Source organism: Brevibacterium sp. UCMA 11752, from assembly GCF_021532235.1.
Taxonomy (GTDB): domain Bacteria; phylum Actinomycetota; class Actinomycetes; order Actinomycetales; family Brevibacteriaceae; genus Brevibacterium; species Brevibacterium antiquum.
Genome location: NZ_JACBOS010000003.1, coordinates 3,042,561 through 3,055,039, shown reverse-complemented (window position 1 = coordinate 3,055,039; position 12,479 = coordinate 3,042,561). Strand labels below are relative to the sequence as shown.

Below are 12,479 nucleotides of genomic sequence, written 5' to 3'. Positions count from 1 at the left end.
ATAAATTGGCATCGGACATTGCGGGAGTTTCGTCGGATCCCGCGCCCACCCTAACGAGGAGTGAAATTGAGCAGAGAGACACTTGACCTGTGGTTCGACACGGCCTGCCCGTGGGCATGGATGACGTCGCGCTGGGGTCTTGAGGTCGCCAAGGTCCGCGACATCGATGTGAAGTTCCATGTCATGAGCCTGAACATCCTCAACCGGGACAAGGACATCCCTGCCGACTATCGAGAGCTGATGGATCGTGCTCTGGCACCCATGCGCATCGTCACCGCTGCAATCGCCGAACATGGCGAGGAGCTCACCGAGCCTCTCTACACGGCGATCGGAACCCGTATCCACCCAGGCGGCGAGAAGGACTTCGACAAGGCCGTCGCCGAGGCGTTGGATGAGGTCGGTCTTCCGGCCGACTTGATGAAGTACGGCGAACGCGACGACTATGACGCTGCTCTCCAGGAGTCTCATGATGAGGCGCTGGCACTTGTCGGTGACGATGTGGGCACACCGGTCTGCCGAGTAGCCGGGACGGCATTCTTCGGTCCGGTCGTCACCCCGGCGCCGAAGGGCGAGGACGCAGGTCGACTCTTCGACGGAGTTCTTGCAGTCGCCTCGACTCCTGGCTTCTTCGAGCTCAAGCGCACACGCAATCAGGGTCCGGTCTTCGACTGAGGCGCTGACCTCGACTCACACACGTCCAGAAGCACAAACCACACGCACAGTCTTTCCCGGGCATCTGGCCCCGGACACTTCGAAGGAGTGACCACATGAAGGTTCATCTCGGCACCGACCACGCAGGATTCGAATTCAAAGAGGTTCTCAAGGCCCACCTCGGCGAGTCGGGTTACGAGGTCGTCGACCACGGCGCGCTCGAATACGACGCACTCGATGACTATCCCGCGTTCTGCATCGCCGCGGCACAGGCTGTCGTCGATGACCAGGCAGCGGGTGTTGAGGCCCTCGGCGTCGTCATCGGCGGGTCCGGCAACGGAGAGCAGATCGCTGCGAACAAGGTCAAGGGAGCCCGGACCGCCCTGGCTTGGAACACTGACATCGCGAAACTCGCGCGCGAGCACAACAACGCCCAGATCGTGTCGGTGGGTGCCAGGCAGCACACAGAGGCTGAGTCGATCGCCATCGTCGATGCCTTCCTCTCGGAGCCCTTCTCCGGCGAAGAGCGGCACGAGCGTCGGATTCGGATCATGGACGAGTACGAGGCCACAGGCAAGGCCGGACTGTGATCATGGGGGACACGCTGTGAAGATCCGTGGAGCCGTGCTTCGGGACATGGGTGCCCAGCGCCCTTACGCTCAGACTCGGCCGATGTCATTCGAGGATCTCGAACTCGACGGGCCCGGACCCGGTGAGGTTCTCATCCGTCTGAGTGCAGCCGGTGTCTGCCATTCCGATCTCTCCGTCGTCGACGGCAACCGGCCTCGGCCACTGCCGATGCTGCTCGGGCACGAAGGCGCCGGAATCGTCGAACAGCTCGGTGCAGGTGTCGATGACCTGGAGATCGGCGATCAGGTCGTCACCGTGTTCCTGCCGCGCTGCGGCGAATGCGCGAACTGTCTCACGGACGGCAAGCTCCCGTGCACTCCGGGCAGTGCCACGAACGGTGCGGGAACATTGCCGTTCGACGGACACAAGGTCCGCCTTCACGATGATTCGGGTGCCGAAGTGCTCCACCACCTCGGTGCGTCGGTATTCGCCTCCCACGCTGTGCTCAATCGCGCCTCCGTCGTCCCGGTGGCCTCGGACGTTCCCGCATCGATCGCGGCAGTGCTCGGCTGCGCGGTCCTCACAGGCGGGGGAGCGGTTCTCAACGCGGGAGTTCCGGGACCTCGGGACGAGGTCATGATCGTCGGGCTGGGCGGGGTCGGGATGGCTGCCCTGATCACGGCCCTGTCCATTGAGACTGCCGGCGTCATCGGCGTCGACGCGAATCCGGACAAACTGCTCCGGGCACAGGAACTGGGCGCGGCCGAGGTCTACACTCCCGAGCAGCTGGGCCAGCGACGGGCACCGATCGTCATCGAATGCGTCGGCCATCCGCGGGCCTTCGAAACCGCGTTCTCCGCGACCGCGGTCGGCGGGAAGACCGTCACGGTGGGCCTGCCTGCCCCGGACGCGCAGTCACACATCACCCCGGTCACTCTCACGGCCGAGGCACGCACCGTCATCGGTTCGTACCTGGGTTCGGCGGTGCCCAGCCGTGACATTCCCGTCTACGCCGATCTGTGGCGGCAGGGCAAACTGCCGGTCGAGGAACTGGTGTCGGACACAATCGGCCTCGAAGACCTCAATGAAGCCTTCGACGCTCTGGCGGATGGAACCGTTGTGCGGCAGGTCATCGACTTCCAGCGCTGAGGTCGGAGGGAATGCGGAGGATCCGGTCGTCGCCGTCGGCCGGATCGCCGCGCCCGTCGGTGTTGTTCGTCAGGATCCATACCTCGCCACTCGGTGTCGTCACCACATCACGCAGGCGACCGAACTCACCGGCGTAGGAACTTTCGGCCTTGGCGACATCCGCCAATGGCACGGTCCGCAGGAGCTGCCCGCGAAGGTTGGCGATGAGGATTGTGTCCTGGCTGATGGCGATTCCACTCGGGCTGGCCTGGTCGGGGCTCCACTGCTGAACCGGATCGATGAAATCATCGTCATCGGCCCCGTCCTCTGAGATCCCTTCGACCTCCGGCCATCCGTAGTTGCCGCCGGCCTTGATGATGTTGAGTTCATCCCAGGTGTCCTGGCCGAACTCGCTGGCATACATAGTCCCGTCCTCGTCGAAGGCCAATCCCTGCGGATTGCGGTGCCCATAGGAGTAGACGAGGGAATCGTCGAAGGGGTTGTCCTCAGGCACACTGCCATCGGGCTTCATCCGCAGGATCGAACCCGAGAGCGACTCACGATCCTGTGCGGCACTCTGGTCGCCAGCATCGCCGACCGTTGCATAGAGCATTCCGTCCGGGCCGAAGGCCAGGCGCCCACCGTTGTGGAATCCGGCCTTGGCGATGCCGGAGACGATCGTCTCCGGCGAGCCGAGTTCGATCCCATCGGAACCGCGCGTGATCGGAAAGCGCTGAATTCGGTTGTCCGATTCGGCCGTGAAGTAGGCATAGAGACTGTCGCCGCGGACGCTCAGTCCCAAGAGACCACCCTCACCCGAGGCGGAGACGCCCGCAACCGTGGCAACCTCCCTGGCGTCTGCCGGGCGCTGAGAGTCGATTTCGAGGATCCGAGCGGAATCCCGTTCACTGACCAGAGCAGTTTCCTCATAGAAGGCAACCGACCATGGGGCCTCCAGGTTCTGCGTCACCACCTCCGACTCGGCATCGGGCCGGCTGTCCTCATCGGCCCCGTTGCCGTTCTGCGAAGCGGGAGCCGTCGAGCCTGCTGAGGGCGAATCTGAGAGGGGCGTATCTCCCTGATCGGAGTTGCAGCCACTCAGCGCCAGCCCGAGTGTCACCGCGATAGCGGCGCGTCTGCGAGCGGTGCCAGCAGCTCGGTCTCCGATCTGCGGCGCGAGGTGGTGCGCGCCCGTGCGTGGCAGCACCGTGGGTAGAAGGGGACTGTCGTGTCGTCGGATCGGCATCGGCGGCGCACCTTTCGGCCTCGGCAATCTGCGAGCCTGCCCTCCCATTGTCTCCTGTGCTGACGAAAGATGGGAGGCGAGAATCATGAGACTGAGTGCAGCGCCAGGAGCGGCGGGCAAAGGTACGAAGAAAGCCGCCCGGACATTCAGTCCGAACGGCTTCACTATCGTCGGGATGACAGGATTTGAACCTGCGACCCTCTGTTCCCAAAACAGATGCGCTACCAAGCTGCGCCACATCCCGCGACGTAGACAATCTAACCACAGGCAGGGGTCAAGATGCACATCGATTCGGCCCCTCATTGCGAATGGGATGCAGGTCACAGGCCGCACCAGAGGTCGCAGCAGGCAATGTGACTCAGCTCATCTTCAGTCGATTTGGCGGGCCATGCGGAAGTCGACTATAGTCGTTAACGCAACACGGGGATGTAGCTCAATGGTAGAGCCTCAGTCTTCCAAACTGATGGTGCGGGTTCGATTCCCGTCATCCCCTCCGCTTCCCGGTCGGACCATACGGTCCGACCGGGTTTTTCGGTTCCTGAACGATCTGTCGACCGCAGCGCGGTGGGCTCTCCGGTAGAATCGCCTCCTGCCCAGCACCATGTGCCCGGGTACCCGCATCAATTCTGCACGACCGAGGCGGCACCACTTACAGCTGATGGTGGCCCACGGCAGAAAGCCAGTTGCCACATGAATCCCGAGCACCAGTCGCGTCGAGTGCCCTGGCCCCGGCTGAACCGCCGACAGGTCCTCACTGGTGCACTCGCAGGGGCAGGCCTCCTCGGTGCAGGCTTCGCGACGTCCTCAGGCACCGACATTCTCGCCCAGGCGGGCCGGAATGATCCCCTCCGCTCCGCCACCGTCGCCTTCACCTCTGGGACCTCGCGCGAAGGCATCGGCATCGAGATGGTGCAGCGCTTGGCACCGAACTCGCGTGTCATGCCCGGAATAGAAGACCTAGGGCCGGCGGCACGGCAGCAGCAATTCCTGGACCGGTGCACTGCATGGATCACGCAACTGCCCGATCATCGTCGCGATCTTGCCACCTCGGCGCTTCTCGATCTGTGGGTACTCACCGACTCCCTGCCGGCGACGGTGGCCAGCTGGGACCAGCCGTGGCGATACATCTGGCCGCGGGATGCGGCGTTCGCTGCGGTTGCTCTGGCCCGAGTCGGAATGGTCGACCTGGCGTGGCAGCACCTTCTTCACCTGCAGTCGCTGCAGTCGCAGGACGGGTCATTCGCGGCACGGTTCACCCCTGACCTCGGGCTGGCCCCGGACGAACGCCCATCTCAGTTCGACGCTCTTGGACTTCTGCTCTGGGCCGTCAGCGAGGTCCATGCTGTCGGGGCCCGGACCACAGGGAGAAAGGACGGAGCGGTCACCCTCGAGACGATGGCACCGATGCTGCGTCGTTCTTCCCGGCACCTGCTCCACCTCACCGAGCGGGGCACAGTCCTGCCCCCGGTGTCGTCCGACTACTGGGAAGTCAGCGAATCCCAAGTCACGCTCGGCACTGCAGGACCTACACTGCTGGGCCTGCAGGCACTCGTCAGGCTGGCTGAGCACAGCAGCGGCCTGTGGGATCACATCGATGGGGGAGCCGAGGCACTCGGGGACAGCTGCAATGCATTCGAAGCGACATTCTCTCGAACATTCATCGCCAACGGACTGCAGCGCTACCCGACCTCGGGAGGACTCGATTCGGCGGTGGCCTATCTGCCCGCGGCCGGAGCGGGCCTGGACCTTGGAGAATCGACCCTTGACCACGTTTGGGAGCGACTTCGCCAACCCGCCGGCGGGATCAAACCGGGGCACGGGTGGATCTTCGATCACACGAGCTGGACCCCGTCGACATCACTCATGGGAGTCGGGTTCGCCCGCATCGGCGCCACAGCACAGGCCGATGGGGTGCTCGACTGGTTGAGCAGCCATCGCACGCAAGCCGGCTCCTTTCCCGAGAAGGTCAGTGCAGAAGGCGCGGCAGTGTCCGTGGCGCCTCTGTCGTGGACGGCATCCAATGTGATCATCACTCTCGACGAGCTCCATTGCGCCCGACCCTGACCCCAGCTGCAGGTGCCTCCGCAGCGGCATGTGTTCACGGTGATTGGCTCAGCGCTCCATCAGAACCGGCATCGATTGCGCTCCTCGCGAACTCCGGGCCCGCGGCGGCCCGCCAGTTTCGTGTTTTGTCCCGTGTTTCGCGTAATATGGGTGACTGCGTCTTGCGGACGTGCGCGATCTCATCGTGGACTTTCGCTCCCTCCAGGTCACCAGATGACCGATTATGCATGACTGTCGAAATTGAAAGGTCGCACTGTGAAGAGCTCCGTCGAGCAACTCGACCCCACGCGGGTCAAGATCAGCGTGGATGTCCCATACGCCGAACTCAAGCCGAGCATCGACGAGGCATACAAGACCATCGGTGGCCAGGTCACTATTCCGGGCTTCCGGCAGGGCAAGGTCCCTGCGCGCATCATCGATCAGCGCGTTGGCCGACCCGCAGTGATCCAGGAGGCCGTGAACAACGGTCTTGACGGGTTCTACCGCGAGGCTGTCGAAGAGCACGATCTCAAGCCATTGGGCCAGCCCGAGGTCGAGATCTCCGAGGTTCCCGGCCTCGACGGCACCGAAGACGGCGACCTGACCTTCACCGTCGAGGTCGATGTGCGCCCCACGATCGAACTGCCTGCCTACGACACCATCAGTGTCGAGGTCGACCCGATCGAGGTCACCGATGAAGACGTCGACGCCGAGCTTGAGCAGCTGCGCACCCGCTTCGGAACGCTGAGCTCCGTTGACCGTCCCGCAGCCAAGGACGACTTCGTGACGCTCGACCTCGTCGCCACCATCGACGGCGAAGAGATCGACACCGCCTCCGACATCTCCTACCAGGTCGGTGCCGGGACCATGCTCGATGGCATGGACGAAGCACTTGACGGTCTGTCGGCAGACGAGACCACCACCTTCGAGACCACCTTCGCAGGCGGAGAGCACGCCGGTGAAACCGGAACAGTCTCCATCACACTCAGCGCGGTCAAGGTTCGCGAACTTCCAGAGGCTGACGATGACTTCGCCCAGCTGGCCAGCGAATTCGACACGATCGACGAGCTGCGTACGGATCTGCGCGAGCAGGCCGCGAAGCAGAAGGAGACCGACCAGGGTGCTCAGGCACGCGACAAGGTCCTCGAATCACTGATCGAGACCCTCAACGTGCCCGTTCCTGAGAAGGTCGTCACCGACGAGGTTGAGCGTCACCTCGAGTCCGAGAGCCGCGTGGATGACCATGAGCACCGCAAGGAGGTCACCGAGGAGACCGAACGCAATCTCCGCACTCAGTTCATCCTCGACTCGATCGCCGAAGTCGAAGAGGTCGAGGTGACACAGCCCGAGCTCATCGAATACCTCATCTCTGCGTCACAGCAGTACGGCATGAACCCGAATGAGTTCGCGCAGATGCTCGACAGCTCCGGACAGGTCAACGCACTGGTCGGAGAGGTCACACGCCGCAAGGCCCTGGCCGCTGCTCTCGCCGGTGCTGTCGTCAAGGACACTGCGGGCAACGTCGTCGATATGGAGGAGTTCACCTCTCCAGCTGAGGAAGAGGCACCTGAGGGCGCCGATGACTCAGACGATGCCGTCGCAGCCGAAGGCGACGACGAGAACTGATTTCGAGCCGCTTCTGCGGTGACAGAGCCGACAACGGTGGGCACGGGAATTATTCCGTGCCCACCGTTTCGCATAGGTGCATCAGACGGCCGCAGCCAGGCGCGGGTCTCATCTGGCACGAATCTCCCCAGCAGACGCGGGCTAATCCGGTGCCCGATCACGCTGATGGCGAACACAGGCGTTCCGACGGACTAAATCCGACCGGTGAGCAGTTAGAGTCCATATCAAGCCAACCAAAGACCAACAGGAGTGAAACGTGAGCGCACATGAAATGACAGCGCCCGTCGGCCTCGACGCCGGTGGGGCAATGGGTCTCGACGACCATATTTTCAACCGCCTGCTCAAAGAGCGCATCATCTGGCTCGGTTCGGAAGTGCGTGACTCCAACGCCAACGCGATCTGTGCCCAGATGATGCTGCTGGCGGCAGAGGACCCCGACGCAGACATCTCGCTGTACATCAACTCCCCGGGTGGCTCGGTCACCGCGGGAATGGCGATCTACGACACCATGCAGTACATCAAGCCGGATGTCTCCACCGTCGCAATGGGAATGGCCGCATCAATGGGGCAGTTCCTGCTGTCATCCGGTGCACCAGGGAAGCGGTTCGCCACCCCTCACGCCCGTATTCTCATGCACCAGCCGTTGGGTGGAATCGGCGGCACCGCCACCGACATCAAGATCCAGGCAGAGCTGATCCTGCACATGAAGAAGCAGATGGCAGAGCTCACCGCCGAACAGACGGGCAAGACCCTGGAACAGATCCTCAAGGACAATGACCGCGACCACTGGTTCACCGCCGAAGAAGCACTGGAATACGGCTTCATCGACAAGATGGTGACCCGTTCGTCCGACGTCACCGACAACTGAGTGGGAGTCAAGGAAGAATGAATTCAATGAACTTTATGCCAGGGTCCACCGCCGGCAACATGCCGCAGTCCCGCTATGTCATGCCCCAGTTCGAAGAGCGGACTCCCTACGGCTTCAAACGCCAGGATCCCTACACGAAGCTCTTCGACGATCGCGTGATCTTCCTGGGCGTCCAGGTTGACGACACGAGCGCCGACGACGTGATGGCGCAGCTCCTGGTCCTCGAATCTCAGGACCCTGATCGTGATATCACGCTCTACATCAATTCGCCGGGCGGTTCCTTCACTGCGATGACTGCCATCTACGACACGATGCAGTACATCAAGCCGGAGATCCAGACCGTCTGCCTCGGTCAGGCCGCCTCGGCTGCTGCCGTACTGCTGGCAGCCGGCACTCCGGGCAAGCGTCTGGCTCTGCCCAACGCTCGAGTCCTCATCCACCAGCCTGCGATGGAGGGCCAGGGCCAGGGACAGGCTTCGGACATCGAGATCCAGGCCGCAGAGGTCTTCCGGATGCGCCAGTGGCTGGAGACGACCCTGTCGGGTCACTCCAACAAGTCACCGGAGCAGGTCTCCAACGACATCGAACGTGACCTCTTCCTCACCGCCGAACAGGCGAAGGACTACGGTCTCGTCGATCAGGTTCTGACCTCTCGCAAGGCGGTCTGAGACACACGAACATCTTCGGGCCCGGACAGCCATCGGCTGTCCGGGCCCGAAGCGGTCTGTGCTGCGAAGTTGCCACCTGGTGCGGCGCCGAGTAGTTTGGGCCTTCTCAACAGCATGGGTGCGTCCATCTTCTCCGACACACCGAATGGCGGTTCTGGCCGCTCATGTCAGTCCCGTATGGGAAGCTATTGAGGTACAGGAAACACGAGCGGTAGAGTTGGGGCCAGGTGCCCCGGCGGAAGGTTGTGACAGTGGCTCGCAGTGCGGACGGAGCAGACCTGCTCAAATGTAACTTCTGTGGGAAATCCCAGAAGCAGGTTCGGAAACTCATCGCCGGACCTGGAGTCTACATCTGCGATGAATGCATCGGGCTGTGCAATGAGATCATCGAAGAGGAGCTCAGCGAAGGCACCTCCGAGCACACCGACATCGAACTGCCAAAGCCGCGCGAGATCTTCGACTTCCTCCAGGAATACGTCGTCGGTCAGGAACCCGCGAAGAAGGCCCTGTCCGTGGCCGTGTACAACCATTACAAGCGCATCCGCTCGCTGCAGAGTGATGAAGACACGAAGACGCTGGGCTCCGATGACACCGAAGTCGAGATCGCGAAGTCCAACATCCTCCTCGTGGGCCCCACCGGATCGGGCAAAACCTATCTCGCGCAGTCGTTGGCGAAGAGACTCGATGTTCCCTTCGCCGTCGCAGACGCGACAGCACTGACAGAAGCCGGCTACGTCGGCGAAGACGTCGAGAACATTCTGCTCAAACTCATCCAAGCCGCGGACTTCGACATTCAGAAGGCCGAACACGGCATCATCTACATCGACGAGATCGATAAGATTGCACGCAAGTCGGAGAACCCGTCGATCACTCGAGACGTCTCCGGCGAAGGTGTCCAGCAGGCGCTGCTGAAGATACTCGAAGGCACTCAGGCCTCCGTGCCGCCGCAGGGCGGACGCAAGCATCCCCACCAGGACTTCCTCCAGATCGACACCACGAATGTGCTCTTCATCGTCGCGGGAGCCTTCGCAGGTATGGAAGAGATCGTTGCCGGCCGTAAGGGCAAGCACGGCATCGGGTTCGGTGCGCTCCTGCAGTCGAAGAACGACGAAGAGGACCTCTACGCCGACATCCTGCCCGAGGATCTGCTGAAGTTCGGACTCATTCCCGAGTTCATCGGACGCCTGCCTGTACTGGCCACTGTCTCCACGCTGGATCGTGCGGCGCTGATATCGATCCTCACAGAACCGAAGAATGCCCTGGTCAAGCAGTACCAGCGCATGTTCGAGTTCGACAATGTCGAGCTTCGTTTCGAGACCGACGCACTCGAAGCCATCTCGGACCTCGCGCTCCTGCGCGGCACCGGGGCACGTGGACTGCGGTCCATCCTCGAAGAGGTCCTGCAGCCGGTCATGTTCGATGTTCCCTCCCGTGAGGACATCGCCGAGGTGGTCGTGACCAGAGACGTCGTGGACAAGAACGTCGCCCCGACGCTGGTGCCGCGCGAACAGCCTCGGACATCCAAAAAATCAGCCTGACTCGTCGCATTAGATGAGGCTGTTCGCTGATACCAGGCCTCTGAAGTACGACAACTATCGCCGCCTCTGGCTGGCCAACATTGTCACCGTCATCGGTGCTCAGATGACGGTAGTCGCCATTCCCGCACAGATCTATCACATCACCGGATCCTCCGGCTATGTGGGTCTCAGCGGTATCTTTGGGCTGGTTCCGCTCATCGTGTTCGGACTGTGGGGCGGTTCCCTGGCCGACGTCATCGACCGTCGCCGTCTGCTCATCATCTCCACAGTCGGCCTGATCATCGCGAGCTCGCTGTTGGCTCTCATCGCAGTCATGCAGCTTGGGAACGTGTGGCTGCTGTTGTCCGTATTCTCTTTGCAGCAGGCCTTCTTCGGCCTGAACCAGCCGGCCAAGGGCGCACTCCTGCCGACCATCGTTCCGCTCGAGCTTCTCCCGTCTGCCAACTCGCTCAATATGACGGTCATGACATTGGGCGCTGTCGCAGGACCGATCATCGGTGGCGCTCTGATACCGGTCGTCGGCTATCAGACGCTCTACATCCTGGATGCGCTGTTCCTGGCTACAACGCTCTACGCAGTGCTGCGTCTGCCCGCACTGGTACCTCAGAAACAGCCCGACACGCGTTCGGGCGTCAAAGGGGTCATCGACGGCTTCCGCTACCTGGCAACGAACACCGTTGTCATGGTGTCGCTGCTGGTCGACGTCATCGCCATGGTCTTCGGAATGCCCAGAGCACTGTTCCCGCAGATTGCGACCGAGTCCTTCGGTGGTCCTCCTGCCGGAGGCATCGTCTTCTCGCTGCTGTTCGCATCTTTGGCAGCAGGCAGCGCCTTGGCAGGGATCTTCTCCGGCTGGGTCTCTCGTGTCGAACGCCAGGGTCTTGCGGTGATCACAGCGATTCTCGTCTGGGGCACCGCCATGTCTGTGTTCGGTCTGTCCCTGGAATTCGCCTCAGGATTCTTGGCGGCGGCCCTCATCGTCGCGCTTCTCGGCCTGGCCATCGGCGGCGGCGCCGACATCATCTCCTCCGCCTTTCGTTCCACGATGCTGCAGGAGGCTGCCAGCGATGATATGCGAGGTCGCATGCAGGGCGTATTCATTGTCGTCGTCGCAGGCGGCCCACGCATTGCCGATGTTCTTCACGGCACTGTCGCGGAGTTTACGAATACGACCATCGCCTCCGCCGGAGGGGGCCTCATCGTCATTGTGCTTGTCATCGCCTGTGCGTTGATCTTCCCGAAGTTCCGTCGCTATCGCGTGGAGCGCGGGGGAGCGGGGCAGCCACGGACGTCGGTGGCCTGAAGCGCTCGTCCAATGCGGAGAGCCCGAGGCAACCCGGTGCTGATTCGGGTGGCCTCGGGCTCGCATTGCGCTGGAGCTGGAACACCTCTGAGGGAGAGCGCTTCAGCCATGGTCCGGCTAGGCTTGAGCGGTGTACACGGCGTTCTCAGCAGGCTGGACGACGACGAAGCCGGGGCCGTGGAAGGCAAGCTGAATCGATTCACCAGAACCGCGACCGAAGAAGGTCCCGACGCTGACGTCGGTCTTGATCTGCGGTGCCAGAGATGAGGACCAGCACACCGCGGCCTGCGGGTCGACGAACGTCGGCTGCTGCGAGCAGTCGAGGACCATGGGCTCGCCCTTGCAGCAGATGGCAGCGGTGCCTTGCCCGTTGAGTTCGAGGTTGAACAGCCCGGAGCCGCTGGCCATGGCACCGATTCCGCCCTTGATCCGCTTGATCTCCCAGTTGAGAGCATCGTCGAAGGCCAAGAGGTTCGCGGTGTTGACCGTCAGCGCATCCTGCTGACCTTCCAAGGCCATCATGAATATGTTCGAGGCCTCTCGAGCGAAGAATACCTCGCCGTGGCCCTCAACCTTCATCACATTGCCGCCTTCACCGGTGGCGGCCTTCTTCATGAACTGTCCCACCGACTTCGATCCCTGGTGAGCGAAGCGGACGTCGCCCTGGTAGGCGACCATGGCACCCTTTGTTGCGATCATGGGCGCGTTGGGCGTGATCACTGTGCGCAGCATCTTAATCGATTGCAGAGTCCAGCGTTCCTGGTTCTGGATCTCTGCGTTTCGCTTCGAAAAGAGTTCACTTCTCATCGTTCAAGAGCCTTTCGTCCATGAAGAAGCT

At 62.3% G+C, this 12,479-nt stretch carries 11 protein-coding genes and 2 tRNA genes; 10 read left to right on the top strand and 3 right to left on the bottom strand.

What is annotated here, in order from left to right:
* Positions 1-66: 66 nt before the first annotated feature.
* From HU144_RS13650 to HU144_RS13640, 3 genes are all read left to right on the top strand, one after another.
* Positions 67-672, top strand: coding sequence for a mycothiol-dependent nitroreductase Rv2466c family protein (locus HU144_RS13650; protein WP_268825910.1), 606 nt, complete (start codon positions 67-69; stop codon positions 670-672).
* Positions 673-767: 95 nt separating this feature from the next.
* A complete protein-coding gene (locus HU144_RS13645; protein WP_235351767.1) occupies positions 768-1,241 on the top strand; it encodes a ribose-5-phosphate isomerase in 474 nt (157 codons plus the stop codon).
* 16 nt (positions 1,242-1,257) lie between these two features.
* The gene (locus HU144_RS13640; protein ID WP_235351766.1) at positions 1,258-2,370 is read left to right on the top strand and encodes an alcohol dehydrogenase catalytic domain-containing protein; all 1,113 of its coding nucleotides are present in this window, start codon (positions 1,258-1,260) and stop codon (positions 2,368-2,370) included.
* On the opposite strand, the gene HU144_RS13635 is transcribed toward HU144_RS13640, so the two are convergent.
* Positions 2,351-3,595 carry a PQQ-dependent sugar dehydrogenase gene (locus tag HU144_RS13635; RefSeq protein ID WP_235351765.1) on the bottom strand — a complete coding sequence of 415 codons (1,245 nt, stop codon included), beginning with the start codon at positions 3,593-3,595 and terminating at the stop codon, positions 2,351-2,353. The two genes, HU144_RS13640 and HU144_RS13635, sit on opposite strands and share 20 nt — an antisense overlap.
* 170 nt (positions 3,596-3,765) lie before the next feature.
* Positions 3,766-3,839: transfer RNA gene (locus HU144_RS13630), tRNA-Pro, on the bottom strand.
* A 178-nt stretch (positions 3,840-4,017) separates the two neighbouring features.
* On the opposite strand from HU144_RS13630, the gene HU144_RS13625 reads away from it, so the two are divergent.
* The 7 genes from HU144_RS13625 (at position 4,018) to HU144_RS13595 (ending at position 11,641) form a co-directional block, all read left to right on the top strand.
* Positions 4,018-4,088, top strand: a tRNA-Gly gene (locus tag HU144_RS13625).
* A 197-nt stretch (positions 4,089-4,285) separates the two neighbouring features.
* Positions 4,286-5,659 (top strand): hypothetical protein, encoded by a 1,374-nt coding sequence (locus HU144_RS13620; RefSeq protein ID WP_235351764.1) that lies wholly within the window; start codon positions 4,286-4,288, stop codon positions 5,657-5,659.
* A 255-nt stretch (positions 5,660-5,914) separates the two neighbouring features.
* Entirely contained in the window at positions 5,915-7,264 is a 1,350-nt protein-coding gene (gene tig / locus HU144_RS13615) for a trigger factor (protein ID WP_235351763.1), read from the top strand.
* A gap of 271 nt (positions 7,265-7,535) precedes the next feature.
* The gene (locus HU144_RS13610) at positions 7,536-8,132 is read left to right on the top strand and encodes an ATP-dependent Clp protease proteolytic subunit (protein ID WP_101618803.1); all 597 of its coding nucleotides are present in this window, start codon (positions 7,536-7,538) and stop codon (positions 8,130-8,132) included.
* Positions 8,133-8,158: 26 nt separating this feature from the next.
* Positions 8,159-8,800 (top strand): ATP-dependent Clp protease proteolytic subunit, encoded by a 642-nt coding sequence (locus tag HU144_RS13605; protein ID WP_198395542.1) that lies wholly within the window; start codon positions 8,159-8,161, stop codon positions 8,798-8,800.
* A gap of 251 nt (positions 8,801-9,051) precedes the next feature.
* Complete coding sequence (gene clpX, locus HU144_RS13600; protein ID WP_198395543.1) at positions 9,052-10,338, top strand: ATP-dependent Clp protease ATP-binding subunit ClpX; 1,287 nt, start codon at positions 9,052-9,054, stop codon at positions 10,336-10,338.
* Between the two features lie 13 nt (positions 10,339-10,351).
* The gene (locus HU144_RS13595) at positions 10,352-11,641 is read left to right on the top strand and encodes an MFS transporter (protein ID WP_235351762.1); all 1,290 of its coding nucleotides are present in this window, start codon (positions 10,352-10,354) and stop codon (positions 11,639-11,641) included.
* 117 nt (positions 11,642-11,758) lie between these two features.
* On the opposite strand, the gene HU144_RS13590 is transcribed toward HU144_RS13595, so the two are convergent.
* Positions 11,759-12,448 (bottom strand): AIM24 family protein, encoded by a 690-nt coding sequence (locus tag HU144_RS13590; protein ID WP_235351761.1) that lies wholly within the window; start codon positions 12,446-12,448, stop codon positions 11,759-11,761.
* Between the last annotated feature and the right edge of the window lie 31 nt (positions 12,449-12,479).